We start from the raw sequence: 25,134 nt of genomic DNA, 5'->3' as shown, positions 1-25,134 counted from the left end.
CCATATACTGCAGGTATGGAATTGTGTTCGCGTTCGTTAAATAGCTGAGCCGCTACCATTTGTGCTGCACACTGCGGCAGACAAGATTCTATTTCTGGGCCTTTCGTTTCTCTCAATGCAAAAACCGGAACTTTAATTTCAAAATCAAACGGCACGGAAGACAATAGAAAGTCGCATTGCCCATTCAATCCCTGCTCAACATCTACATCAAACGACCAACCAGAAAAAATAGAAAATTGTCTGTTGTTCCTTTCTCTAAATTCTAACAGAAGAGGAGAAATAATCCGTTCCGAACGTTCTTTGGCAGTTGTAACAGCAGTGTTAGAACTAATTTCGAGGGTTCTCCAAAACCATTCGGAGGGTTCTACAGGAACAACCTTGGCACTCCAAATAGGACTGAGTGACGGTTCCAATCCAAATCGATCTTTTAATTGTTGGAAAGTAAAGGATTTGTAAGACATATTTCTCAGATAAGTCGCTGAAACTCTAGATTACTGGGAGAGAGAAAGCGAATTGACCGACGCTAAACTCGTTTGTATACAGGACTTACGCCTTAGAAACCCGGTTTCTGGGAGAAATCGTGGTTTTGTAGAGAAGTATCTAGGAAGAAACCGGGTTCTCACCGCGTAAGTCCTAATATAGCAACCCTTGCAGAAGTGGTAAACCTCTCTTTTCTTCCTTCTTTCCTCTTCTTTCTCTCGCCCGATCACTCAATCCTTCTGCCCTCTTTATTGTTTCTTTTTTTTCTATCCGTTACATCCGTTACATAATCCGTTGCCGAACTTCCTTCTTCCTTCTAAACATTTAACCACTCAAGGAGTACCCTGGGCGCCGGCAACAAAATCATTAACAAAAGCCCGATCGCCACCAACCCCAAAAAATCCCGCCGATTATCCAATTCGCTAACATCATTCAGCGCAGGTTCGTCGTTTAGTGGCGTGAAAAACAAAATAATCGCCCACAGCAGCAAACCCTGTTCCAAAAAAGAAAGCAGCAGCATACAAAGTCTAGCAAATTGCCCGATCGCCATACTCGCTCGCTGGCCGAACATCGCGTGTACAATGTGCCCGCCGTCGAGTTGTCCCACCGGCATCAAATTAAACGCTGTCACGATCAAACCCAAATAACCCGCCACCGCTACCGGATGCAAATCGATCGCAGTTTCCGCATTCAAAGCGCCACCCAAGGTTAACTTGCTCAACAAAGTCATCAGCAGCGAAAAACTGGGTTTGAAAGAGTCAAAATTTAACATTCCCGACTTGTCAGACAGCGGTACAATAGTCGAATGATTCAAACCCCAAATTAATAATGGCACTGTCGCCACTAAACCCGCCAGGGGGCCGGCAATGCTAACATCAAATAAAGCTCGGCGGTTGGGAATTGGACTCCGTATTTGAATGAAAGCCCCAAAAGTTCCTAAGAAAAAAGGAATCGGGATAAAATAAGGCAAAGTCGTGCGAATTTTGTAGAATCTGGCAGCTAAATAGTGGCCGGATTCGTGAATTGCTAAAATTGTAATTAGAGCCAGCGAGTAAGCCAAACCCTGGAGCAATATTGACGGGTTGGACTGCAAAGCTTGTTCAGTAACTCCGGCAAGTCGCGTCCCGACCAGCGTAGTCGTAAACACCGTGATCAGCAGCAAAGCTAATGCGAAAAATGGCCGGGTTACAGATTCGGATTTGACAGGAGTTTCCCCTGATTGGTGGCTGGGATTGGGAACTATGGCAAAAAAAGGTTGACCGCTCAAGCTGTTTTGAAATACTACTAAAAAGCGATCGCCAAAAAGCCTCTCCACATTCTCCCGAATCGCCTGATAAGCCGCCTCCGGGTTCGTCCGCAACTGTCCGCGACAAATTACAGCCTGCGGCCGAAATTCCAAATCTCGCAAAAAGTAAATTGACCAAGGAAAACAATCGCGCAAACTCGCTTCTTCCGCTGCATCGATCGGGCGCACGGGCGGTTTTGGCTTTGCAGGTTCAGTCGCAGAGTCTGCTACCTGCTGTGCAGTTTCGGCGGTAATTTTCTTGCGCCCCAACTGTACCAAAAACCAATACAAAAAAGGGCAAACCAGAAAAGGTATAATTACCAACTCCGGCGGTACAGTTTTGCTTGTGCCGTAAACTAAAATCCAACCAGCCCAAATCAGCGCGGGCGCCATCATTACCAGCCACAGCAGCCATATCGGAGTCCTGGTGATTCGGCTGGTGCCATTCTGCAACAAGTAGTACGATATCAGCCCCAATACGAACAACCATAGTAAAAAGAACATAATATTTATCCCATTCCCTTCTGAAATACTTCCTTGAAACAACAGAGTTTAGTCTCCAAACAACCCAGGCCCGTGCTCGACAATATCCTGGCTTTCCCGCCTAACCGGGATACCCTGGGTGCAACAGCCTATTTCATTGTAGAAAACCAAACTAACATCCTGGTGGATTGTCCCGCTTGGGATGAGATTAACCAAACATTTTTGCGGGAACACGGCGGCGTGCGACTGCTGTTTCTCACCCACCGTGGCGCTATCGCCAAGGCGCGGGAGATTCAGGAAGCCACGGGGTGCGAGATCCTGATTCAAGAACAGGAAGCTTATTTACTGCCGGGTTTGAAGGTTACGGTTTTTGAGCGAGAATTTGTTGTGAGCGATCGAATGAAAGCATTTTGGACTCCTGGCCATTCTCCTGGTTCCTCTTGCCTTTATCATAATGGCAGCGGTGGAGTGCTGTTTTCGGGTAGGCACTTGCTCCCCAACCGAGAAGCCGCCCCAGTACCGCTGTGGACGCCAAAAACTTTTCACTGGCCTAGGCAAATTAACAGCGTGAAGTCAATTATCGATCGATTTTCGCCGGAAACTTTACAGTATATTTGTCCCGGTGCAAATACTGGTTTTTTGCGGGGAAAAGGATCGATCGATCGAGCTTTTGAGCAATTAGCCAATCTGGATTTAGCTGTTTGTTTGCAGTCAAAAGCTGAACCCTAAATGTATGCTGCAACATCAAAAAATGATCTGACGCGCTAATTATAGCGGTAAGGTGCGCCTAGCGCACCCTACATTATTCTTCAGTCTGTTAAAGAGCGAGGAAAGTTTGTATAGTGGCCGTTACAACTGCCTATTCTTATGGAAAAAACTGAAAAACAAAAAATGCTCGCCGGCGAATTGTATTTAGCTGCTGATGAGCAATTAATTTTAGAGCGCCAACGAGCTCGCCGCCTCGCCAGAACTTACAATTCTACCCGCGAAGACGAACCAGACAAACGGTTAGAAATTCTCGCAGAATGGTTCGGTGCAGTTGGGCCAAAAGTTGAAATCGAGCCACCTTTCTACTGCGACTATGGCAGCAATATTTATGCGGGAAACGGATTGTACATGAATTTTGGTTGCGTGATTCTCGACTGCAATCGAGTTAACATTGGCGAAAATTTACTGTGCGGGCCCAACGTACAAATTTACACCGCTCTTCACCCCACAGACCCGGAAATTAGACTTTCTGGCCGAGAACTCGCCGCTGAAATTAATATTGGCAATAATGTTTGGATTGGCGGGGGCAGTATTATTTGTCCAGGAGTCACTATTGGCGACAATAGCACGATCGGCGCAGGCAGTGTTGTTGTCAAAGATATTCCCGCAAACGTCGTGGCGGCGGGGAATCCTTGCCGAATCATCCGGCATCTACCTTGATGTGGTACGATCGACACAATCGTGCGATCGGCTCCTTGGAGCTTAACCCAAAAATTTTAGGTATTAGAACAGCCGGTTTAAGATTTTTTACGTAAAATCCCCGAAAAAAACCGTGCAATAAATCTCAAATCTAAAATCTAAAATCGCTTAATATCAAATCCGTTAGCATCGGAATAGTAAATTCGAGTTGACTGTTGACTGTTGACTGCTCACGGTCAACAGTCAACAGTCAACATCATTCCGGTGTAACCGGAAATGATATAATTTCTCGTTCCCGGTTTCCACACTACCAAGCTTTTCTTATGACGACTGCAACAGTTTATCCCAACGCTCCCGATCTCTGCACCGACGACTACATAGCAGTCGGTGTAGCTACCTGCTTCATCAAAGAAGAAGGCGAAGTTTTTGAAGTGCAAGTAATCGAAGCTATTCCCTCAGCAGCTTTGGAAGCAATTTTGAAGGGAATTCCCACATCCTATTTAATGATTTGCGGGACGACTTTGGGAGCAGTGCTCGACGGCGAAACACCCAAAATGTTGCCAGAATTCCCGACATCAGCTCAGTTTAGCGAAGAATTTGGCTTTCGGGCGATCGCCGCTGCCCGCACTTACAAAATCCGCCCCCAAGCTCAACTTCACATTCCCTTGGGAACAGTTCGCAACGACTTTACTTATTCCTTAGAACGCAAAAGAGTGCTCAACTCCGAGCGCGTCATTCGCACTGAAGACAATGTGAAACAGCACGAACACACTCACAAGGTTCTTTAAACAAATCCCGCAACTGGGGCAATTTAACAGTGCCTCAGCCAGCGGCTGCACCGAAAATACTTTTAAGTGTTGAGATATAAATTAAAGATTTAACAAGTTTTTCCTTCATTAATAATGAACGAAAAACTTTTAATATTTCGTTATTAAGCAATACTGCGGACAGTTTTTGATTACCAACTGTATAATAAGGGTTTCAAGACAATTCGGAAATCGAACTATCCACGGAAGATCTAGGGTTTTAGAGTAGGAAATAAAAGCAGTCTGGACTATTGATTAAGACACACACCAAACATCTCAACCTAAAAAGTCTACTGCTCAGATCACCTAAATAACATCCATTATTAACGACTGTAAAAAAGAATTAAGTAGTTGATGATTTTTTTTAAGTGCTCAAAAATGTGGTATGATATTATTCCTGTTTAACAAAGTGATATCAAATCGGTAGCCTCGGAATTAATATTACCCACCGCTTTCGACACGGCGCTATGCCGTGTCCTTACAATTAATCAGGGTATGGAAACGGCACGGCGCCGTGTCCTTTATATCATAAGGAGTGCAACCGGAAACGATAGGAGCCGCTCGGCGGGAAAAAATTAAAAAATCCCCGCAATTATTGAATGCTAGTAGTTTAAGACTACTGGCAGGCGGGCGAGTAGATCGTAGGTGAGCTAAAGATTTCAATCTCACAAATTGGTCAAACCATGCGAAGCTTTGCGAGAGTAAAGTGGTGGAAATTAACTCGACTATTGCCAGCGGGATTAAAGGGCGAATACCATCTTAGGTATCAAACTGTGCTCTTAATTTTGGGGGTAATAATTCTGACAGCTAGCATCACTGGTTGTATTAGCTATCACAGCGTTCGCCGCTTGATTATCACCAAAAGCGAGCGAAATGCTTTGTTAGAAGTTAGGGAGCGCGCCCACAAGATCGATCGCTGGCTGGGCACGAGAAAGGCTGAGATCGAAATCCTCGCCAATACTACTCCCGTTCGTTCGATGAATTGGTCAGTGGCAGAGCCTTATTTAAAATCGGAAGTAAATCGACTACAAAAATTCCAATACTTGGCATTAATTGATCCCGACGGTTCTTATTTCACCACAAAAGTGGGCAGAGCGTTGATTAATGTTAGCGACCGCCAACACTTTAAAAAGGCAATGGCTGGGGAAGTCTATGTTTCAGATCCTACCATTTCTCGCACGCTCAAAAGACAAAGGATTGTTCCCATTTCGGCTCCGGTGTGGTCAAGTTCGGTAAATTCTCTTGGTAAAACAGCACAAAAGCCGATCGGAGTAATGAACGGCGTCATTAGCATCGACCGCATTGCCCAAGTAGTAAGAAAGCTGGAATATGGCCCCGGAACTTACGCTTTTGTTCTCAATTCTCAAGGAGTGCCGATTGTGCATCCCGACGCTCGATTAATCGGGAATATCGACAATTCTGCTCCTAGTCTTTTAGAGTCTGCAGATGCTAATTTGGCAAATGTAGCCAGGGAGATGGTTTATCAAAAAACGGGCATTGTGCTGACTCAAATCAACGGCGCCAGAGTTTATGTTGCCTATCTTCCTTTAGAACAAGCTGAATGGTCGATCGCCCTCGTAATTCCCCGCGACAATCTCGAAAAAGAACTTTTTCCTTTCAAGATACTAGCAGTAGCCGCCGGCGTACTTGCCACCGCAGCTATTCTCGCAGCAATTGTGGCGCTCAAGCTGTTTGCCCTAAATTGCATTCGCAGTCGCACAGAAGGCCTTCTCCACCGCTTGACCGGCCGCATTCGCGCTTCCTTGCACCTCGATCGCATCCTCCAAACTACAGTAGACGAACTCGGTACTTTACTTAAGCTCGATCGAGCAATTTTCGCATGGTACGATCCCCGACAAGATACTTTAGAATTTGGCTGGGAATATTGCCGGGAAGGTTTGCCGACGCGCTTGGGAATCTTTGGTGTTCCAGGAGGGCCCTCTGGAGATTTAGCTGCACGGCTTCACCGCTGCGAAACGATACTGCTACATAAAACGGGCGCCCCTGATGCCACAGCGTCTGAGGAACACACCCATATCGAACTCAGAAATAGTCACTACGCAGCAGTACCCGTACTAACTGAGAATCATCGGCTTGGATATCTGTTCGCCTGTGCAAACCGCCGATTTGCGACTCCCGACGAGGTGCAAGTTTTGGAAGCAATTGCAGACTCACTGGCGATCGCAATTTCCCAATCCCAACTCCACGGGCAAATTCAAGAAGAACTCAAACTTTTGGAAGAAGTATTAGCCAAACTCAGAATCACCGAAGAGCAGTTAGTACAAAGCGAAAAAATTAGAATGGTGGGTCAACTAGCCGCCGAAGTTGCCCAGGAAATTAATAACCCGATTAACTTTATTTACGGCCGCCTGATTCACCTCAACGATTATATCAAAGATTTGCTCCATATAATTCGCCTCTATCGAGAACAATATCCCGAACCTGTGCCACGAATTGCCAAAAAAATAGAGAGTTGCGACCTAGATTTTATCAGCCAAGAGTTGCCACAAATCCTCAATTTTTTGAAAATAGGAGCCGATGGCATTCGCCAGATAGTCCTGGCTTTGAGGAAATTTTCACTTCCTGACGAAGCCAACAAAGAACACGCCAACGTTAATGAGAGCATCGACAATATTTTGCTGGTGCTGGCTCACAGACTGGAGCAAAAAATATTAGTAGTCAAGGAATACCACAACCTGCCGCCAATTTTGTGTTATCCCGCTCAACTGAGCCAGGTATTCGCGAGTCTGATATGCCATGCTATAGGTGCAGTTAAAAGTATTGAAAACTCTGCTCAAATTATTACAATCAAAACCGATATTTTCGAGGATGATACAGGCAGGTTTATTGTTGTATCGATCGCCCACAATGGCTCTATAATTACGCAGGAAATTCAACACAGAATATTTGAGGATTTTGGCCCTAATAAATCATTTAAAAATTTTACAGGGTTGGATCTGTCGGTGTGCTATAAAATTATTGTAGAATTGTACGGTGGCAGCCTGACAGTTGAATCTCCGGTTCAACCTCAAATTAAATCTCAAACTGGGGGCGGTGCTGAGTTTAGGGTAAAATTGCCGATCGTTTGATATCGCATTTTGCCGCCAGGAAAACCCCTCGCAAATCTTGCTAGCAAGCGGCGCGACAAGCTTAATGTCGGTTTGTAGTGAGGACTTTAGTCCTCATAAAACGGAGGACTGAAGTCTTCACTACAAACCTGATTATCATTTTTTAACCAAACTTGATATGATAGAATTAGGGAAATAATAAAGGTGCAACCACAGCAAACAACCAGCCTCCCATTACCAAGACTTCCGCAACAATTAATAAAATATTTCTGTTCATTTTCAAATTAAGCATTTTCACATTAAGAGCGATCGACCAAAGAGCGAATTTTCTTCCACCAAGCCGTCGGCGAATCCTCCGGGCGATATGCGGTATCAAACATCGACAAAATTAGCGGCGAACCCCCCACCTTCGCACTCATCAACAAGTGCATTGCCAGACAAAATACCAATACCACCCAACCCGAAGCGTGTAAATAATACCAAACCTGCGTCAATTCCCCAGCCGGCAACCATTCTTCCTTAACCATACTGCCAGAAGCTAGCGAAAAAGTCAGTGCCAGCAACATCAACGTATTCACAATCCGGTGCAAACTGTACCACCAAATGGGTTTTCCCAACTGCGTTAGTTTCCCAAACGAATCCGGCTGCACCAAGCGTTTTTGACCTGCGTGGAAACTGTACAATGCAAAAGACGGCATTATTCCTAACAGCAACATCTTGCCAAAAGTGCCGTGAATCCCGATAATATCTGCAATCTGAGGCACGGGGAGTTTGCCAAACCGCCCATCGTAGGTGTTGTAAACCAGAAATGCGCTCAAAATTGCTAAAAGGGCGATCGCAGCGTTAACCCCATGCAGTAATCTGAGCAGCAATGGCTGGTAGGGTCTAGATGGCGGCATAGTCAATTCTGCTACTTGATAAATAATCTTTTAGAGAATACAGCTAAGCGCTGATATTTTCAACCCTTGCCAATTGTGAAATAAATGTGAGTCAAAAATGAATAGATTATGAGAAGAACGCAATTATATCAAAAATCAGTGTAAACTAAAACAGTCAAGAGGAACACTTTATTTATAACACCTAACACTTTACAAAAATGGATGCAGCCACTACCATATTACTTTCCTTGGGACTAGCAGCAGATGCTTTTGCTGTCGCTGTTTCTAGCGGTTTAGCAATCAAACACATGAAGGTCAATAAAGCTTTAAAAATTGCCTTATTTTTCGGAGGTTTTCAAGCTTTAATGCCCGTAATAGGATGGTTAATCGGTCTTAGTTTTAGTTTTTTGATCACACCGATCGACCATTGGATCGCTTTTGGGCTTTTGAGTTTCATTGGCGGGAGAATGATTTATGAATCGCTGCAAAGCGAAGAATGCGAGAAAAAGTTCAATCCCTTAGATACGGGGACTTTGATAACGCTGTCGGTGGCGACGAGTATCGATGCCCTCGCAGTTGGCCTCGGATTTGCTGTCCTGAAAGATTCTATTGCTCCTGCGGTGACTGCGATCGGATTTATTACTTTCTTTTTAGCCTTTGCAGGCGTGTTTATCGGTCACAAGTGCGGCAACTTATTTGCTAATAAAATTGAGATAGTGGGCGGAGCAATTTTGATTTTCATTGGCAGCAGAATCTTGTTTATGCACTTGACAGAAGTGCCATTAGTTATCGGCAATTAGTCGGTAGTCAGTAGTCAGTAGTCAGTAGTCATTGGTAATGGAATGGGTAATTGGCAAACAGGTAATTGGCAAAAAGGTAATTGGGAATTTTCCCAAATGACAACTGACAACTGACAACTGACAACTGACAACTGACCCAAAAATGCTATAACAGCAATATTGTGTTAAAGGATAAAATTTTCGTGCTGAAACTTTACGGCGCAGCCCGCAGCAGGGCCTCAATTGTCAAGTGGTATCTAGAAGAAATAGCGGTTCCCTACGAATTCGTCACCCTAGATATGCAAGCAGGGGCACACTTGCAGCCAGAGTATCTCGAAATTAACCCGATCGGCAAAGTACCGGCAATTGTTGACGGAGATTTCAAACTTTGGGAATCCGGCGCAATTCTGCTGTATTTAGCTCAAAAATATGGTAAAATGCCAGACACTTTGGAGCAGCAAGCTCAAATCGTGCAGTGGGTCACGTTTGCTAACGCCACCCTGGGGCCGGGAATATTTACAGAAGCAACTCGCGATCGCGAAACTCCCAAGTTGTTAAAACCGTTAAATGAAATCTTCGAGAAACAGCCGTTTTTAATGGGTGATGAATTTGGCGTAGCCGACGCAGCAGTCGGCTCAATGTTGGCTTACATTCCGATGATGCTAAAACTAGACCTCAGTGCTTATCCGGCTGTTGTAGATTACATCAAGCGGATCTCAGAAAGACCGGCATTCAAAAGTGCGATCGGCGGTAGCTGAAGGATGGCACTACACGGATTTTGACACGGATACACGGATGAATTATTGAGGGTAAGTCAGGAGTCAGGAGTCAGGAGTCAGAGGGCAACAGTCAGAGGGCAGCAGTCAGCAGTCAGAGGGCAAAGTCATAAAACTTAATACCTAAAAGCAGGGGCAATTTGTGAATTGCCCCTGCTTTTGATGAAATCAAACTTATCTAAATCCGACAGCCGCCTGCCAAACAAAAGCCAGCAGCAAGAAAAATACGGGAATGACCGGCAAAACATTAACCAAAGGCTCAAAAATCGAATAAGCTTCGGGCAGTTTTGCTAAGAGTAATGCAGCTTCCATGAATCAACCTACCTATCCAACAGAATTTTCATAATTGTCGCATATCTTTACCCACGGCAATCATGATCGATCGACTGTCGGTGTAAGCCAGTAGGCAAACTCTTCAGTAAATCGATCGGCCAAAATCGCCTCCCGCATCCTCCCCGTAAAGCGAATCAACTCTGTCACATTGTGAAGCGCCAGCAAAGTATACCCCAGCACTTCGTTAGCCCGCGCCAAATGGGCCAAATAAGCCCGACTGAATTTTTGGCAGGTATAACAAGGACAAGACTCATCCAGCGGAGCAAAATCCTCCCGGAACCGAGCATTTTTCAAACTCCAGCGTTCCCCACCAACAAAAGCCGTCCCGTGGCGGGCCAGCCGAGTCGGAATCACGCAGTCAAACATATCTACGCCACTCGCCACCGCCAGCGCCATTTCCCGATAAGTCCCAATCCCCATCAAATAACGCGGTTTATTTGCAGGCAACAGAGGCGCAGTCACCTTCACAATCTCTGCGATCAAATCCCCCGATTCCCCCACACTAACGCCGCCGATGGCGTAGCCTGGTAAATCCAAATCTACCAACTGGTTCGCCGCGCGCGATCGCAAATCGGGGAAAACGCCCCCCTGGACGATGCCGAACAAAGCTTGATCCGGGCGCGAGTGAGCTTGAATGCAGCGTTGCAGCCAGCGGTAAGTGCGATTTGTTGCAGCCTCCACCTCCTCCCGCGTAGCGGGGTAAGGGGGACACTCGTCAAAGGCCATAATCACATCGGCGCCCAACTCATTCTGAATTTCGATCGATCGTTCCGGCGTCAAATTAATCATGCGGCCATCGCGGGGAGAGCGAAAAGTCACCCCATTCTCAGAAATAGTCCGCATTTGGCTCAAGCTAAACACCTGAAAGCCGCCCGAATCCGTCAGCATCGGGCCCGGCCAAGCCATAAATTTGTGCAATCCGCCCGCGCCTGCGACAATCGCTTCCCCCGGCTGCAAGTGCAAGTGATAAGTATTTGCCAAAACCATTTGAGAACCCGCCGCCTCAAGATGTGCCGGTGTCAAAGTTTTGACATTAGCTAGCGTCCCCACTGGCATAAATTTAGGCGTTTCCACAACACCGTGGGGAGTAGCAAAAACCCCTGCACGCGCTTGGGTATGGCTGCAATTAGCCTGACATTTAAAAGAAAATTTCGCCTTGTCCTCAGTCATTAGTCCCCGATGCTCGTTAACCGCTACTCGGCCGTCCGTGTTATTTAATCTATTGTTGATGACATCGCGACAAAAAAAACCATGACCCCGCCCAAAAACGGAGACAAGTTTCCGACAATCGTCGTGGAGGGCAAAAAATTTTAGACCTTAGTTCTACCTCCCAGATTCACGGCGCTGCGAGTAAATCTAAAATCTAAAATCTAAAATCTAAAATCGACTGACTGACCATTAAAAGGGGGAATCATCTTCGTCCAATTGCAGATCCCAGTTGCCTGAGAGTACCTGATCGACAACCGCATCCAAAGCCGCAGCATTTAAATTCCGGGCGAATTGCTCTTGCAATGGATTGGAGAGGGGAATTAACCGCAACTGCCGTCCATCTTGAATCAGGTCAAAATAAGCACCATCTTCAGGGGACTGTTTCAGTTCCAGGTAATCAAAACTATACACGTTCAAATAAAGCGCATGGTTGGCAATCAGGGTAGAACGGTGGGGGTTGGCGAAGACTTCGAGCACATAACCTTCCCCTTCGCTATAGATCTGGCCATCTTGTATGTGAAGGTAGCGGACACGTCCTAAATCAAACAGCAATCTTTTGATATCGCGTTTGTTGACGACGATCCCTGTATCGATGATGCAAGGAGCAACTACCCTGTTATTCAGTTGATCGTGACTCATGGAGTAAAAGCCTCTGTTGTAGTATTTTCCCGTCTTGAAAATCAGGGAGTTAGCTAGAATTTTTGGGAATGGAAACGCGGATCTTGAGTTTAGTCTTTTTAGATAGGGAGCTTGGGGATCGCTGCCGACAGAGGTTTTCCGGGGAAAAGAGCTCGGACAGGAGGAATTGCTCGATCCAAAAAACTAGGGTGTTACAGTCCAATTCTGGCACACGCTAATCGATTGACAACTGCATACCAGATGAAAAATTTTCTATCTTATGGTGCATGATAAATGGGTTCGCTCTACGATCGACTTTTTCCGGAATCAAGGCGCTGCCATCGCAGCCGCAGTCGCTTTTTATACTTGTTTGCCGGTACCGGTGTCTTGGACTTTGGAGTTTCGGGGCATTGCCCGCTTGGCACCGGCGATCGGGCTTTTGATTGGGGGGATGCTGGGACTGGGGGATGTTGGGTTGCAGTTGTTGGGAATGCCTGCTCTGACTCGATCTGCCTTGGTGGTAGTTTTGGGCATCGCCGTGACTGGCGGGCTGCACCTAGACGGGGCAATGGACGCGGCGGACGGGCTGGCTGTACCCGACCCCGTGCGTCGGCTGGAAGTGATGCGGGACAGCGTTACAGGGGCCTTTGGGGCGATGGCTGCGATCGCGATCGTGCTGCTGAAAACTGCCGCTCTCTCGGACTTGAATAACTATCGGTGGCTGGCTTTGATGGGTGTCGCGGGTTGGGGGAGGTGGGCCCAACTGGTGGCGATCGCCCGCTATCCCTATCTGCGGGCCGAGGGTAAGGGAGCTTTTCACAAGGAATCAATTTATTCTCCTTTTGATTTTATACCGGGAGTGCTGTTGCTGCTTAGTTTGAGCGTGGTGCAAGTTGTCTTGGAGGGCGATCGGTGGCTGTTGGCGGTGGGGATGGCTTTGGGGGGAAGTGCGATCGGAATTTTTGCCGGAGCCTGGTTTAACCACCGTTTGGGCGGCCACACGGGCGATACTTACGGTGCTGTAGTCGAGTGGACGGAGGCTTTGTTGCTGTGTCTTTTGGCGGCTTTGGAAGGTTAAATTGTTTCTGAGTTAACGGCATCATTCTGCATCATCCAAACGAAAAAGCTGAGGATTTGCTCGACAGGGGGCAGAGGATAGACGGATAAGTCGATCGTCACAGTTTGATTTTCGAGTTTGATAAATTGCCATTGAATGCCATTACTCACGCTCCCATAGATGATGGGGATGTTTTTTTCTTTGGCTTGATTAAAGCGTTGAGCGGCAACCATTTCGGCAATACACTGACCCAATCCGCTTTTGAGGTCGGTCTTTTTAGCTTCGACAATCACAACGGCGGGGGCTTCAATTTCTAGCACTTCGGACGATCGCGTCAGCAGAAAATCAAACACTCCATTCAGTCCGACAGCTTCGTCGATGGTGAAATCTTCGCCGGAAAAAAGGCTAATTTGGCGATCGAGAATCCGCCTCACTTCCAGCAGTACGGGATAGATGATTCCTTCCGATCGCGCTTTTTCACTTCCCGATGTAGCGACGATGGGGAGGCTATCTTTGAGAGTACCGCTGAGAATGTCTGAGGGTGCGATCGGGTTTAGCGGAGGTATAAAGCGAGATCCCTCTTGGACTGTCAGACCGAAAGCTTGTTTCGCTTTGGCGATCGTAGTAAATTGACTGTATGGCATAATTTTTTCTAGCTGAGCATTATAGGTTTTGTTTCGCTATTAATTACTGTAAATGATATTAATCGCGGCTACAATTCTCCTCGAACGGTACGGTGTTGCAAGAGAAATAAGTTATCGAGTTGAGTGACGGATTATTGGTCGGGTTGTCCAGTTTTGTCGAGTACATTGCGAATCGAAACTCTACCCAACAAAAACTGGCCTTGCGGATTTACGGTATGAAGGGCTAAATATGCAAGTCATAGAAACCACTATCCACAAAGCTTCGGGATTTTTAACTGATTTTTTTCATACCCTGATTAAGCAACGCCGACCCGTTTAATATACAAAATTTGATTAAACTTAACTATTGTTTTTGAAGCTTTTACCTATGGTTCAAGCATTATTTTCAACCAATTTAACCAATAGTAGTGAGATTAGCGTGCGCCAAGACTTTGCAGGTGACGAGAAACCGGGTTTCTGCGACAAATTTCGGTTGAGTACGAAAAATACACTCAGAAACCGGGTTTCTGAGATTAGCGTGCGCTATAATTCCTGTCGTTGGGTGGCGATAAACCGGATTTTTTCACCTCATACCCCTGACTGTCATGGCATATTTTGGTGAAAAAATCCGGTGTTAAATGAAGGGAAAATGCAACGGCAAATTTTCCATTCATTCTCAATTTTTACGCTTTCGGCTCAACCCAAACAGTCATCCCCTCAACCCTCAAACCTTTGCCACGAGTGCCGCAATATTGACCGTTAGCAGTAACAGGAGTATCGCCCACATTCTGGATGTGAGCCGTATAAAATACGTCGTATTTATCAGCTTGCGGCCCTGTCAGGCGGGCGGCAAATCCCTCAATGCGCTTGGCTTTGCCCCGGAATCCAGCTAACTCTCCTTCCGAGATCCAAGCAGTGTCGCCCACTCCTTCAACGTGAGCCATGTACTGCAAATTTAAACCGGCAACGGGAGGCTCTATTTTAATTTGAAATCCTTCCACGCGGCGGCCTTGAGCTTTAGTACCCGCATATTCTTGATCGCTAAAAGTTCGATCGCCAATTCCTTGAATATGCGCCAACACTTTTAAACCCACAGGCGCCACAACTTGGGAACTCGCAGACGGCGCGATCCAAACTTTGATGCCCTCAATTCTCAAAGCTTTGCCGCGAGTGCCGCAATATTCGCCGTTGGAGGACACGTCGGTGTCGCTGATATTCTGAATGTGAGCGCTATAAAATACGTCGTACTTATCAGCTTGCGGCCCGCTCAACCGCACCGCAAATCCTTCAATTCGTTTCGCTTGACCCCGAAAACCCGCCAATTCTCCCTCGCTAAGCCAAGGAGTATCGCCAACACCTTCGACGTGAGCCATGTACTCGACATTTAAGCCGGGAATTGGCGGATCGATATTAATCGCAAATCCTTCGACGCGCAGCCCCCGCCCCTTAGAACCCGCGTATTCTTGAGCACCGAAAGTTCGATCGCCAATTCCCTGAATGTGCACCAAAACTTTGATTCCCAAACCGCCCTCTACAGGAGCTTGTTGAATATTCCGGGGTGCCCCAAAAACAATGTTCCCGGAACCGGTTGTCTGAAGAGACTTAGGTACTTCCACGCTGGGAACAATAATTACCTCGTGCATCGGGGCAGAAGGTGCGGGGGATTCCAAAATCTGGATCTGTGGCGCAACTGTTACTTGTTTCGGTGCCACATTTCCTGACGGGATGACAATCACTTCTGGCAAAGGTTCGGCGCTGATTTTTTGTTCTGGCGCTGCTTTAAATGCTGGTTCGACTTTTGCAGGTGCTGCTTTTACCATCTCAGCAATGGTTAATTTGCCTCTGGAAATAGCTACGGCTATTTGTTTGCCAAAAGCGGCGCTGACTGTTTCTTCGAGAATGACCCACTGTTCGTCATCTAATTTGTCTTGCTGTTCCACCAGGGCGAGCACTGCTGAAACTGGGTGTTTGCCGCTGACTAAGGATTCTGCGTCAGAATGCAGTTGAGTTGGGGTTGATTCGGAAATCGCGCGTTGCAGTTCGCGGGCTCTGGCATGAACTGATTGTAAGGGCGCGAAGTCGCTTTGTTCGCGGTGGGCGATCGCCAATACTCGATCGATCACTTTCAATGCTGCATCGCGAATTTCTGCTTTACCTTCAGAAGCTGCGGCAGTCTCGACTAAGTTTTGAATGTCTTTGAGGGAAGCAATTTCCCCCGGTGCGATCGCGGATTTGTTGAGTTCGAGAGCTTGTTTTTGGACTGCGGCAAAGTTGCGGCTGTAGGCTGCTACTTCTTGCAGCAAGCTGTCAGAGGGAGGAAGGCCAGAGTCTTGCAGTTGTTTTGCTGCTTGGGATAGGCGATCGGCCAAATTAGCATAAGTTTCCGATAGTCGGGCTATTTGTTGTAGCAAATCTTTATGAGCTAATTCCATATGGGTCTTGCAGTAAATATTTAACTTGCTGATTATAGACGTTGAGCGTCTTCTGAAGGTAGAAGGCAGTAGTCATCAGTGATTAGTCCCAGGGAAAAAGAAAAATGCTCCCCCTCTCCGACTCCTCCACTCGGACACTCTCCGACTCCCCCACCCAGACACCCGGACACTCTCCGACTCCCCACTCTCCGACTCATCCTCTGGCATCCCCCGCGTGATCTCCGTCACAACAGTGCAAATACTTAGTCACACTCTGCGACTCCGGCTGTCACGAGTGGCCCGTAACAATGTCACACCTATCGAGCAATAGCCGTCACTGCTGATTCTGTGAAAACAGTTGATACTTAGGCTTGAACCAATAAAATCCCGAAGTGTTATGGTACTAATTCGCGATCTCGCCCAGCAAGCTCTGGCTCTAGGCTATCTAACCATTGAAGCCGAAAATCAACTGCGGCGGATGTTAACTACCACTCAGTATGACTTGGAAGACTTAAATGCTTTTATGGCTTTGCAACTAGCAGCTATGTCCGGAGGAGTGAAACAAGAGTCTCGCGAGCTAAAAAAGTTTGAAATCTTTGGCGAGACGGCTTCCGAAACTTCTTGTTAGTAATTAGTTGGCTTTTGATTCGTTAAAATTTAGTAAGGGACATTTCTACCGTGCAGGTTCGTGAAGTTGTAAAACAAGCTATTGCCGCTGGATATCTGAGTTTGGAAGCGGAAAATGAAATGCAGAAGATTTTTTCCTCAGCCAAGTGTGATTTGGAAGATTTGAATGCTTTTATGAGCTTGCAGTTAGCTGCGATGGCGGGTCGGGTGAGGCAAGAGTCTTTGGAATTAATAAAAATGCCAAATTTTGCGGATAGAAATTAATTTTTCCTACAATTATCTGGCAAGTTAAGTATTAACTTTTATCCTCAAAAAACGCGGAAAAGCTATAATTATTTGGATGACTTATCTACTAATTAAATAAAAAATATTGGTATTTTGGTTCAATGGGTGTTGAGCAAATTAAATAAAATTGAAATAAATATTAAAATGAATATTTAAGTGGAGAGTGAGGACTTGACTCGTCAAAGGTCAGGCTTGGATGACTAGACCTGTCAAGGTGTAGTCAAAGTGTTTGCTTCGTAACAGTTGAGCATTCTGCTTGAAAAGTTATGTATTGTTAATTCTCTATCAAAGGGAGAATATTTATCGATCGCCCCAAGCAGAGATTTCAAGCGTTTGAGCCACTTTTTAGGCATTGCATAATTGCGGGGTGATTTTGATTGTTTTTTGTGGAATGGGCTCTCGTAGCCCGAAGGGGTGTATTTTCACACCAGGGGGAACACCCCAAAATATATTAGGATCGCGAATTAAATAACTTACAATTTTAATTGTTATTGTGGGATGGGCGTCCCCCCCGTCTTTTTTGGACGGGCGGGACGCCCATCCCACAAACTTGTGGAAGTTATTTAATTCTCATTCCTTAGTGTCAACTTAAGCTTTTAGTCCGCTAGTCCTCCCGCTCACCCGGAAGTCCGCCAGGGAATGAATTCCCTGTCTCATAGCTAAAGTCCTCTCAAAGAGGACTGAAGAACTCATTAGTCCTCATAGCGAGGACTTGAGCTTTGAGGCTCTTGTTGAAACAAGAGCCGGAATGACGGTTTAACGTGTTTGTTGACACCAATGCCCACAATAATCATCCTCAAATTGTGTAAGACCCCTTTTTCACCATCGGGACAGGTATGCCTGGGATGAGGGCAAACAATTTATGATCAATGATTAACTGCACTTGGTATGAAACAGCTAATATTATTTCCCCTCCATCGACCGCAATAAAGTTAGTTCGTAGTGAGGAGTTTAACCCTCATAAAACTCGCTGGTACTTCCGTCGTCACTACAAACGTTGCAACGGCTATTTTACCAAATTTTATATACTCAATAAGACTATTTCCTACGACTCCGACGCTCTAACTCTTTAATTACTCTCAGAACAAACAACGACATTAAAGCGCCAATTAATGCCAGTTGCCACAACCCACATCCGGCAGCAGTTCCTAAAGCTGCTGACACCCAAATAGCGGCGGCAGATGTGAGTCCGTGAACTTCAACTTTACCTCTTTCCTGGTGATTTTGCCGCAGGATTTCTCCGCCTCCCAAAAACCCAATCCCGGCAGCAATGCCTTGAATTACCCGCGCTACAGCATCTCCTCCGTTTTCGTTTTTCCCCATTGCTAGCGGCATTAAAACAAACAGTGCACAACCCATGCTAACTAGCATATGAGTTCTCAATCCCGCTGGTTTGTTTCTGAGTTGGCGCTCCCATCCAATAATTCCGCCAACAAACATGGCTAGGCACAACCTTAACAGTATGCCTAGCCAATGATCGGGAGACCACAAGTTAGCGATCGACAATGTTTTACTGCAAATAATTAATCCGAAGATTCCAATATTAGCGGAGTACGATGTCCGATCGCAATCTCACTGCCAAATCTTGTTCCGGGCGAATCACGAGCACGTCAACGCTGCGCCGCCCCAACAATACTCCAGCTAAAGCGCCGATCCCAACGCCTCCCAATACTTCTTCAGTCGCGATCGCTTTGTCGCCGGTAATGCCTGCGAGTGCGGCTGCGGCTGCTGCACCCAAGGCTGCACCTTGGGCTACTGAACCTGTGCCAGCACCTTTTTGGACTCTTTCGGTTCGGGTAATAATTCCTGAATTTCCGTCAATCCGATAGCGTTGGCGGCGGCTGATAATTAACTCTCTGGCAACAAATTGAGTACCACTTTGATTGCCTCTTCTGACAGGTTGCAGTGCCCCGACTATCTGGCTGCCTCTGGGGATTAATACTCTGCCTTGAGGTGTGCGGATGTCTTGCGCTACTGTTAAAGTTAAAGGTGCAGTTTCTTCGCGGGTGACAACTATTTTGTCTTTTTCATAGCTAACTGGAATTACACTGCCCGATGGAATTCGGATGCTATCAAATTGTGAAATTCGTTGTTGAGCTTCTGCGGGAGTAGCTACCACCAGCGGCGCGCTGGTTCCAACGGTAATGCCCAGTGCGAGGATTGCTGCTGTTGCTGAACGCCATTTTTGAGAAGTAATCATATAAATTGTCTCCTTGCTTCGGTTTTTGTTTACTTAGGAACGCACTACTGCTAAATTTGTTTCTTGTTTCGCATTCATCTGATGTTTTGATTATGGCAGGCTGGAATTCTACCAGTTGGGAAGATAAGGTTGATAATCCAGAAGTTGAAAATTTGGAAAAATTGAGAAAATCCGCAAGACAGGGGCGATCGGGAAGATAAGGAAGATAGTCAACAGTCAACATTCAACAGTCAACAGTCAACAGTCAATAATTAATTGTTGAGAGCGTTTAAAGCTAACAATCCAGCACCGAAAGCTGGTTCGTATCGGGGCGAAATAACCTTAGCCTTTGGGGCGATCGCACTTATGGCTGCTTCAAACCGACCTCGGCAATTTGCCTCTCCACCCCACACACCTCCTACAATCACAATTTCAAATTCTTCTGTTTGGTTAAATAGCGCTGAAATGGCTATTTTGGTTGAATAGGTTAATTCTGCTACAGCATTATTGATAATGCAGTCAGCGACGCGATCGCCCTCTGCTGCGGCTCGATCGACAATCGGCGCTAAAGCTGCAATTTCTTTGACTCCCCAACCGCGCCCGTAAACAACTTCTACTAATTCTTCTAGGTTATTGAGGCCTAAATGCGTTTGAAGTTTTTCCGCAAGCGTGGTAAAATCTTCGCGTCCGTCATAGAACTTCAAAGCAGCTTGCAAACCCTGAAGGGCGATGTTATATCCGCTGCCTTCATCGCCTAAAATATATCCCCAACCGCCGACTCGTTTAGTTTTCCCTTGACGGTTTTGCCCGAAAACAATGGAACCGGTTCCTGAAATAACGGCGATACCCACTGGATGACCTGTACCGCCAGCAAGTGCGATCGCGCAGTCGCTGCAAATTACGATATTCCTGGGCAGGAACGATCGGGTTACTGGTAAAGTATTCGTCAACTGCAAGTTCTGCACTACAAATTGCACTATTTCACGATCTTTGGGACGCCCGACTCCTGCTAGTCCCAGACCAATTGCTTCTATGTTGAGATTGCTATTCGTCTCGATTTTAGCGGACAGAACTGCTCGTTCGATCGCCAATTGGATGGATTGTTTTGCTGTCTCAATTCCCAGGGTTTGATAATTTGACGGCCCTGCTTCACCCCGTCCTAAAACAAGGTGGTTGTCATCCATTAAAAGGCAGATAGTTTTAGTGCCGCCACCGTCGATGCCGAATACGTAGCTCATGAATAATTTAGAGAATAATAGAGCAACCCAGATTAACAGAGATATCTCTATTCTACGCTTTGTACAATCCGATTAAATCGACAGAGCAATGCTAATAATAATTAAACCTAATAATGCTAACCAAACCAGATGGCGCTGACACCAATTTTTGATTGATTGCATCCAGCCGCCGCTGATGTAACGGCTCGTCTGTGGTACAAGCGGCTCAGCTTGATTGTGATAAAGCGTGCATTCTTTTGCAAAGGGACGCTGCGGGTAGTTGCAAGTGTCGTCTGCGTGATAAATACAGGTAGTGCACAGAAATTCTTCGGGTTTTGATCTATAAAGAGGGATACCCGGATGACCGAAAGCTTTGAGGGGGATTTTGCAGTGTGGACAGGCGAGCGCTTGGGCGTCTACAGGTTGGTGACAGCGGGGGCAATCAGGCATAGACAGCAGGGTGATGGGGTAATGTGGTGGGTAGGCTCATTAGCGGGTTTTCCGAACGCCGAGAATGCGCGATCGCCTCGCCATCAGGCCGCTGGATGCTCCAAAATAGAAAGGTAGGTGTGCGCTGATGTAACTTTAAGTTTACAGATAGTTTCGCAGCGACAGCAGGCGACCTGAGCCGATCGGGTATGAAAGGGCAAACATTAGGAAAAATCTATGGATAACAATAGCAACTTACTCAAACAACTGGTAATGCTGGGCATTGGTACTACCTCCCTGGTGGCAGAGAAATTGCAGGAAGTCAGCGAGCAATGGGTCAAAGATGGCAAAATCAATCCTGAGCAAGCCAAAACCTTTGTCGATGACATGACGGAGCATATCAAGTCTGAACAGGGTAATTGGGAGACGCAGTTGCAGCGGCAACTACGGAATATGCTGCAAGATATGGGAGTCCCCCGACAGTCCGAAATGGATGAGTTGCGGGGAAGGCTTGATCGTTTGGAACGTCAGATGCGGGATTTAGAAAACCGTAACTGGCGCTGAGTTCGATCCTCTTCTGCAAGCTTCGCTAACGCCCGCGAGAAGTTCGCTGCTATCTTGTGATAAGATTGTCACCCGAAGGCAGAAGGCTAAAAAAAGGCACTTATGTAGAAGCCATTTATGTAGAATAACAAACATTTTGACTTCATACTTTGGCCTGGAAAATTATCTGGTACCTGCCGTTCTTTGGTGGAAAAGTTCAGATAAAATTTGGTAGTTCTTGTTGTACTAGATGTCTTAGATATCTGAGATATCGCGGTTAAAAGTATTAGGAGGATTAATTTTGCGAGGAGTTCTAGTCAGCTTGGGAGTAATGCTGGTTTGCTTTTTGTTTTTGATAGTCGCTCAAATGGGCGGTTCTGGGTCCCAAGCAGTTGCAGCCGAATTGAACAATCTTTTACCCGAGACTGCTATTGAGAAGTTGTCAGCGCAGTCTTTGAATGAAAATAGCTTGCTAGTAGCTGATGCTACTTTACCAGAGGTACCAGCTACTATCGCTGGCAATGACATGACTGATAATACTGAGAAAACTGTCACCACAGATTCCGGTCTGAAATATGTTGAATTAAAAGAGGGTAATGGGGCGACTCCAAAAACCGGGCAGAAGGTGGTGGTGCACTACACTGGAACTTTGGAGGATGGCACGAAGTTTGACAGTTCGCGCGATCGCAATTCTCCTTTTGAGTTCCAAATTGGCGTGGGTCAAGTAATTAAGGGTTGGGATGAAGGTGTCGGTACGATGAAAGTTGGAGACCGCCGCAAGTTGATTATTCCCCCTGAACTCGGTTACGGTGCTCGCGGTGCGGGCGGGGTGATTCCTCCTAATGCTACGCTGATTTTTGATGTGGAATTGTTGAGAATCGCTGGCTAGGTAGCTCAATCTAATTCAACGTATAACTTTTACGGTGTTTAGAAACCCGGTTTTTTTTAAGAAACCGGGTTTCTGTGTATGTTCTGGTTGATTTACGATCGCTTCGGAGATGCGAGATTGCGGAAGCAGGTAAATTGGGCGTCAAATAATAGTTTGATGATTCCTGTGGGCCCGTTTCTGTGTTTGGTAATAATTACTTCTGCAATTCCGCGATCGGGCGAATCAGGGTTATAGTATTCATCGCGGTAGAGCATAATTACTAAATCTGCGTCTTGCTCTATACTATTATGAGCGTACAATCCTTGTGTAACAAAGTTTTCAACTTTCTCTACCGTTAGATCGTAAACCATTTCTTCGCCGATGAAATCTATTTTTTTTATTTTATCCCAATAGATATCGCTAACAGCAATTTTCACAATTTCTTCTGATTCTAGAAGAGTTGCTAACTGCAAAGCTCGTTCTCTATTGATATCACATTGATAGGAACTGTCGCCACAATAGCGCACGCCCAAACCTGCTTGAATTTGTTTAGTTGTTAAACCCAAACGTTGTGTGGCAATATTAACTTGGGTTCGCCAAAGTTGGTTGGGAATTAAATCTCGGTTGGTATTAGCCCGTCCAGATTTTTCTAGATATATTTTGACGGCGGCTAAACTTTCTTGTTTATAATTGCCAACCGCACCAATCCGATATACAAATTTTTCTAGCTCTTGCTTCCCACCTACCCATACTTGATATTGAGTTCGCCCTTTATTTCCTTGGAAAATTGATTTTAAAGAAGCATTAATATTCAATTTTAATAATAACGATCGAACTCCCCGCGCTAGTTTTTCGCTACTAGATCCATAGTAAACACTGGGATAGTGGGAATTGTCTTTACTCGTGCGGATACAACCATCCGTGGCCCATAGGTGTCGAAGGAAAAGAGCGATCGATTCTTGCGGTTGGGTAAATACTAAACTGGGAATAAATTTTTCATAGGAACGTAAACCAAATATTTCTAATTGTTCGAGCCATTTAGTAATCTGATTTTTGATATTGGGAGCGAGACTATAACTAGCGGGGAGATAAACTTGATACCAATCGCGTTCCCGTTTTATGCGGGGATTAATTTTATCACCAAATACTTCTCTAGCCAAATGTGCAACTAATTCAGCTAAATCTAATTCTCGCGTCCTGTACTGAATGGTATGTCGGGGTAAAGTACAACCATCACCAATTAAATGTCCTAGTAAAGCCAATTCAGCATTACCCATCGTCTGCACTTCAGTACAAGGAATTGAGCGAGGTGTAGCAATTCGATCGCCTATTTTTAATTCATCTAAACGCTTCCAACCATCTGATGTAAAGAACTTATGATTGCCTGTTGCTGTAATCGAATTTCCCAAGCAAGTCGTCATCTCCCAGACTGGCTTGACTCCAGTACAAAAAGCATTAGTCACCATCGCTTTTTCCTGTTTCAGGGTATCTGAATTTAATCCCCAAACAGCAAAGCCAGATTTGCCGACTAAATCACGAATCGGGACTTCTAATCCACTATCCGCCAGCGTAACTAAACTATCGCCACCGAGACATCCACTTTCTCTCAAATCAGACATCATCGGCCGCTTGTTTGTCCTCGCTTCCACACCCCGACTCAACTGAGATAAGGCAATAATCGGCACGTTGAGTTCGCGGGCTAAACCTTTAAGACTTCTGGTAATTCGAGATAGTTCTTGCACGCGGTTGTCGCTGGTACCTTCCATTAATTGCAGGTAATCTAGCAAGACTAATCCTAGGGTTCCGCCTTGTTCTGCTTGGAGGCGGCGGACTTTCGATCGTATTTCTGTGACGGTAATATTGGGAGTATCGTCAATAAATAGTGGTAGTTCTGATAAGTTGCCAATGGCTGTACTGATTGGTTCCCATTCGTTTTGACTGATTCTACCCGATCGCAACCTGTTACTTTCTATTTTGGCTTCACTGGACAGGATACGCTGCACTAGCTGTTCTTTCGACATTTCTAAGCTGAAAACGGCAACCGGCAATTTTTGCTGTCCGGCGGCGATGTGGTGGGCGATGTTGGTACAAAAGGCTGTTTTGCCCATCGCCGGCCTAGCTGCAACGATGATTAAATCCGATCGCTGAAAGCCTCCTGTCATAGCATCTAAGTCATAGAAACCGCAGGGAATACCGGGAAGTGTCAGGCCTTCATTGCGATTTTCTAGGTCTTGAAATGTTTGGTTTAGCGTTTCGCCGATCGACACTAAATCCTGTTGTGGGCGTTCTTGAGTTATGCTGAAAATTTCTTGTTCGGCGCGGTCTAAGACTGTTTCTAGTGGTGTTGCCGTCTCGTAACCTAATTGTACTATGTTGTTGCCAGCTTCGATTAATTTGCGGCGCTGATATTTGTCTTCAACTAAAACTGCATATTGGTCGATGTTGACTGCGGAAACTGTGCGATCGACTAATTGTGCTAATTTAGTTAGTCCTCCTACTTGCTCTAACTGGTTGCGGTCGGTTAGGGAAGTTGTTACCGTCATTAAATCCGTAGGTTGACCCTGTAAAAATAGGCCTAATGCCGATCGATAAATGACTTGATGAGCGGTGATGGCAAAAAACTCCGGTCGCAGCAGTTCGGCAATTCGGGAAATAGCTTCGGGGTCAATTAAAATCCCGCCCAAAATTGCTTCTTCTGCCTCTATATTTGTCGGCATCAAATCGCTCATTAGTCAATAGTCCTCAGTCATTAGTCCGCAGTCATTAGTTATTA

General features: G+C 45.9%; 25 protein-coding genes. 12 read left to right on the top strand and 13 right to left on the bottom strand.

Translation table 11 applies throughout. The features are described 5' to 3' along the window. Both QUA34_RS25345 and QUA34_RS25340 read right to left on the bottom strand, forming a co-directional pair. On the bottom strand, positions 1-461 hold a 461-nt coding region (locus QUA34_RS25345; protein WP_333389841.1), incomplete at its 3' end, for a hypothetical protein. Between the two features lie 335 nt (positions 462-796). After that, a complete protein-coding gene (locus tag QUA34_RS25340; RefSeq protein ID WP_333389839.1) occupies positions 797-2,269 on the bottom strand; it encodes a site-2 protease family protein in 1,473 nt (490 codons plus the stop codon). A 33-nt stretch (positions 2,270-2,302) separates the two neighbouring features. On the opposite strand from QUA34_RS25340, the gene QUA34_RS25335 reads away from it, so the two are divergent. The 4 genes from QUA34_RS25335 to QUA34_RS25320 all read left to right on the top strand — a co-directional run bounded on the left by QUA34_RS25335 (position 2,303) and on the right by QUA34_RS25320 (position 7,550). Continuing rightward, complete coding sequence (locus QUA34_RS25335; protein ID WP_333389837.1) at positions 2,303-2,977, top strand: MBL fold metallo-hydrolase; 675 nt, start codon at positions 2,303-2,305, stop codon at positions 2,975-2,977. Between the two features lie 138 nt (positions 2,978-3,115). Next, on the top strand, positions 3,116-3,676 hold the full coding sequence (locus QUA34_RS25330; RefSeq protein WP_333240075.1) for a sugar O-acetyltransferase: 561 nt from the start codon (positions 3,116-3,118) through the stop codon (positions 3,674-3,676). A gap of 302 nt (positions 3,677-3,978) precedes the next feature. Further along, positions 3,979-4,443 (top strand): hypothetical protein, encoded by a 465-nt coding sequence (locus QUA34_RS25325; protein ID WP_333036242.1) that lies wholly within the window; start codon positions 3,979-3,981, stop codon positions 4,441-4,443. 791 nt (positions 4,444-5,234) lie between these two features. Then, positions 5,235-7,550 (top strand): cache domain-containing protein, encoded by a 2,316-nt coding sequence (locus tag QUA34_RS25320; protein WP_333326239.1) that lies wholly within the window; start codon positions 5,235-5,237, stop codon positions 7,548-7,550. Between the two features lie 278 nt (positions 7,551-7,828). Here the strand turns inward: QUA34_RS25320 and QUA34_RS25315 are convergent, their stop codons facing one another. Then, positions 7,829-8,428 (bottom strand): cytochrome b/b6 domain-containing protein, encoded by a 600-nt coding sequence (locus QUA34_RS25315; protein ID WP_333389835.1) that lies wholly within the window; start codon positions 8,426-8,428, stop codon positions 7,829-7,831. Positions 8,429-8,625: 197 nt separating this feature from the next. Here QUA34_RS25315 and QUA34_RS25310 point away from each other — a divergent pair, with 197 nt between their 5' ends. Continuing rightward, positions 8,626-9,207 (top strand): manganese efflux pump MntP family protein, encoded by a 582-nt coding sequence (locus QUA34_RS25310; RefSeq protein ID WP_333296458.1) that lies wholly within the window; start codon positions 8,626-8,628, stop codon positions 9,205-9,207. Positions 9,208-9,389: 182 nt separating this feature from the next. Further along, entirely contained in the window at positions 9,390-9,944 is a 555-nt protein-coding gene (locus QUA34_RS25305; protein WP_333296465.1) for a glutathione S-transferase family protein, read from the top strand. 192 nt (positions 9,945-10,136) lie between these two features. Here the strand turns inward: QUA34_RS25305 and QUA34_RS25300 are convergent, their stop codons facing one another. From QUA34_RS25300 to QUA34_RS25290, 3 genes are all read right to left on the bottom strand, one after another. After that, complete coding sequence (locus tag QUA34_RS25300) at positions 10,137-10,274, bottom strand: photosystem II reaction center protein K (RefSeq protein ID WP_006634808.1); 138 nt, start codon at positions 10,272-10,274, stop codon at positions 10,137-10,139. 60 nt (positions 10,275-10,334) lie between these two features. After that, complete coding sequence (gene tgt, locus QUA34_RS25295) at positions 10,335-11,465, bottom strand: tRNA guanosine(34) transglycosylase Tgt (protein WP_333389833.1); 1,131 nt, start codon at positions 11,463-11,465, stop codon at positions 10,335-10,337. 228 nt (positions 11,466-11,693) lie between these two features. Continuing rightward, positions 11,694-12,143, bottom strand: coding sequence for a hypothetical protein (locus QUA34_RS25290; RefSeq protein ID WP_333036232.1), 450 nt, complete (start codon positions 12,141-12,143; stop codon positions 11,694-11,696). 259 nt (positions 12,144-12,402) lie between these two features. Between QUA34_RS25290 and cobS the strand changes: the two genes are divergently transcribed. Beyond that, positions 12,403-13,200, top strand: coding sequence for an adenosylcobinamide-GDP ribazoletransferase (gene cobS / locus QUA34_RS25285; RefSeq protein WP_190732248.1), 798 nt, complete (start codon positions 12,403-12,405; stop codon positions 13,198-13,200). Here cobS and QUA34_RS25280 read toward each other — a convergent pair. Together QUA34_RS25280 and QUA34_RS25275 are read right to left on the bottom strand one after the other, a co-directional pair. Then, entirely contained in the window at positions 13,197-13,823 is a 627-nt protein-coding gene (locus QUA34_RS25280) for a hypothetical protein (protein ID WP_333296461.1), read from the bottom strand. The genes cobS and QUA34_RS25280 overlap by 4 nt on opposite strands. A gap of 662 nt (positions 13,824-14,485) precedes the next feature. Beyond that, positions 14,486-16,234 (bottom strand): hypothetical protein, encoded by a 1,749-nt coding sequence (locus tag QUA34_RS25275; protein WP_333389831.1) that lies wholly within the window; start codon positions 16,232-16,234, stop codon positions 14,486-14,488. Between the two features lie 376 nt (positions 16,235-16,610). Here QUA34_RS25275 and QUA34_RS25270 point away from each other — a divergent pair, with 376 nt between their 5' ends. Together QUA34_RS25270 and QUA34_RS25265 are read left to right on the top strand one after the other, a co-directional pair. Continuing rightward, positions 16,611-16,841: a hypothetical protein gene (locus QUA34_RS25270; RefSeq protein WP_333326252.1), complete on the top strand. Its 231-nt coding sequence runs from the start codon at positions 16,611-16,613 to the stop codon at positions 16,839-16,841. Between the two features lie 50 nt (positions 16,842-16,891). Then, entirely contained in the window at positions 16,892-17,104 is a 213-nt protein-coding gene (locus QUA34_RS25265; RefSeq protein ID WP_333085419.1) for a hypothetical protein, read from the top strand. A gap of 1,059 nt (positions 17,105-18,163) precedes the next feature. Here QUA34_RS25265 and QUA34_RS25260 read toward each other — a convergent pair. The 4 genes from QUA34_RS25260 to QUA34_RS25245 form a co-directional block, all read right to left on the bottom strand. Further along, entirely contained in the window at positions 18,164-18,565 is a 402-nt protein-coding gene (locus QUA34_RS25260) for an MgtC/SapB family protein (protein ID WP_333085418.1), read from the bottom strand. A gap of 103 nt (positions 18,566-18,668) precedes the next feature. After that, positions 18,669-19,325 carry a hypothetical protein gene (locus QUA34_RS25255; protein WP_333389829.1) on the bottom strand — a complete coding sequence of 219 codons (657 nt, stop codon included), beginning with the start codon at positions 19,323-19,325 and terminating at the stop codon, positions 18,669-18,671. 251 nt (positions 19,326-19,576) lie between these two features. After that, positions 19,577-20,542 carry a BadF/BadG/BcrA/BcrD ATPase family protein gene (locus tag QUA34_RS25250; RefSeq protein ID WP_333389827.1) on the bottom strand — a complete coding sequence of 322 codons (966 nt, stop codon included), beginning with the start codon at positions 20,540-20,542 and terminating at the stop codon, positions 19,577-19,579. A 72-nt stretch (positions 20,543-20,614) separates the two neighbouring features. Next, positions 20,615-20,971: a zinc ribbon domain-containing protein gene (locus QUA34_RS25245; RefSeq protein WP_333326258.1), complete on the bottom strand. Its 357-nt coding sequence runs from the start codon at positions 20,969-20,971 to the stop codon at positions 20,615-20,617. On the opposite strand from QUA34_RS25245, the gene QUA34_RS25240 reads away from it, so the two are divergent. The 3 genes from QUA34_RS25240 (at position 20,882) to QUA34_RS25230 (ending at position 22,382) form a co-directional block, all read left to right on the top strand. Beyond that, on the top strand, positions 20,882-21,088 hold the full coding sequence (locus QUA34_RS25240) for a hypothetical protein (protein ID WP_333326337.1): 207 nt from the start codon (positions 20,882-20,884) through the stop codon (positions 21,086-21,088). The two genes, QUA34_RS25245 and QUA34_RS25240, sit on opposite strands and share 90 nt — an antisense overlap. A 99-nt stretch (positions 21,089-21,187) precedes the next feature. Further along, complete coding sequence (locus tag QUA34_RS25235) at positions 21,188-21,514, top strand: phasin family protein (protein WP_333053835.1); 327 nt, start codon at positions 21,188-21,190, stop codon at positions 21,512-21,514. Positions 21,515-21,794: 280 nt separating this feature from the next. Next, positions 21,795-22,382: an FKBP-type peptidyl-prolyl cis-trans isomerase gene (locus QUA34_RS25230; RefSeq protein ID WP_333311117.1), complete on the top strand. Its 588-nt coding sequence runs from the start codon at positions 21,795-21,797 to the stop codon at positions 22,380-22,382. Between the two features lie 92 nt (positions 22,383-22,474). Here the strand turns inward: QUA34_RS25230 and QUA34_RS25225 are convergent, their stop codons facing one another. Continuing rightward, positions 22,475-25,090 carry a replicative DNA helicase gene (locus tag QUA34_RS25225; protein ID WP_333326260.1) on the bottom strand — a complete coding sequence of 872 codons (2,616 nt, stop codon included), beginning with the start codon at positions 25,088-25,090 and terminating at the stop codon, positions 22,475-22,477. Between the last annotated feature and the right edge of the window lie 44 nt (positions 25,091-25,134).

Source organism: Microcoleus sp. POL10_C6 (assembly GCF_036701585.1).
Taxonomy (GTDB): domain Bacteria; phylum Cyanobacteriota; class Cyanobacteriia; order Cyanobacteriales; family Microcoleaceae; genus Microcoleus.
Note: the sequence above shows the minus strand (reverse complement) of the source record. Positions and strands in the feature narration are given on the sequence as shown.

Excerpts from the sequence above, each read along its gene's own strand:
- QUA34_RS25340 (WP_333389839.1), bottom strand. The coding sequence starts at position 2,269 with ATGTTCTTTTTACTATGGTTGTTCGTATTGGGGCTGATATCGTACTAC.
- QUA34_RS25330 (WP_333240075.1), top strand. The coding sequence starts at position 3,116 with ATGGAAAAAACTGAAAAACAAAAAATGCTCGCCGGCGAATTGTATTTA.
- QUA34_RS25325 (WP_333036242.1), top strand. The coding sequence starts at position 3,979 with ATGACGACTGCAACAGTTTATCCCAACGCTCCCGATCTCTGCACCGAC.
- QUA34_RS25315 (WP_333389835.1), bottom strand. The coding sequence starts at position 8,428 with ATGCCGCCATCTAGACCCTACCAGCCATTGCTGCTCAGATTACTGCAT.
- QUA34_RS25310 (WP_333296458.1), top strand. The coding sequence starts at position 8,626 with ATGGATGCAGCCACTACCATATTACTTTCCTTGGGACTAGCAGCAGAT.
- QUA34_RS25300 (WP_006634808.1), bottom strand. The coding sequence starts at position 10,274 with ATGGAAGCTGCATTACTCTTAGCAAAACTGCCCGAAGCTTATTCGATT.
- tgt (WP_333389833.1), bottom strand. The coding sequence starts at position 11,465 with ATGACTGAGGACAAGGCGAAATTTTCTTTTAAATGTCAGGCTAATTGC.
- QUA34_RS25290 (WP_333036232.1), bottom strand. The coding sequence starts at position 12,143 with ATGAGTCACGATCAACTGAATAACAGGGTAGTTGCTCCTTGCATCATC.
- cobS (WP_190732248.1), top strand. The coding sequence starts at position 12,403 with ATGGTGCATGATAAATGGGTTCGCTCTACGATCGACTTTTTCCGGAAT.
- QUA34_RS25280 (WP_333296461.1), bottom strand. The coding sequence starts at position 13,823 with ATGCCATACAGTCAATTTACTACGATCGCCAAAGCGAAACAAGCTTTC.
- QUA34_RS25275 (WP_333389831.1), bottom strand. The coding sequence starts at position 16,234 with ATGGAATTAGCTCATAAAGATTTGCTACAACAAATAGCCCGACTATCG.
- QUA34_RS25270 (WP_333326252.1), top strand. The coding sequence starts at position 16,611 with ATGGTACTAATTCGCGATCTCGCCCAGCAAGCTCTGGCTCTAGGCTAT.
- QUA34_RS25260 (WP_333085418.1), bottom strand. The coding sequence starts at position 18,565 with ATGTTTGTTGGCGGAATTATTGGATGGGAGCGCCAACTCAGAAACAAA.
- QUA34_RS25255 (WP_333389829.1), bottom strand. The coding sequence starts at position 19,325 with ATGATTACTTCTCAAAAATGGCGTTCAGCAACAGCAGCAATCCTCGCA.
- QUA34_RS25250 (WP_333389827.1), bottom strand. The coding sequence starts at position 20,542 with ATGAGCTACGTATTCGGCATCGACGGTGGCGGCACTAAAACTATCTGC.
- QUA34_RS25240 (WP_333326337.1), top strand. The coding sequence starts at position 20,882 with ATGACCGAAAGCTTTGAGGGGGATTTTGCAGTGTGGACAGGCGAGCGC.
- QUA34_RS25245 (WP_333326258.1), bottom strand. The coding sequence starts at position 20,971 with ATGCCTGATTGCCCCCGCTGTCACCAACCTGTAGACGCCCAAGCGCTC.
- QUA34_RS25235 (WP_333053835.1), top strand. The coding sequence starts at position 21,188 with ATGGATAACAATAGCAACTTACTCAAACAACTGGTAATGCTGGGCATT.
- QUA34_RS25225 (WP_333326260.1), bottom strand. The coding sequence starts at position 25,090 with ATGAGCGATTTGATGCCGACAAATATAGAGGCAGAAGAAGCAATTTTG.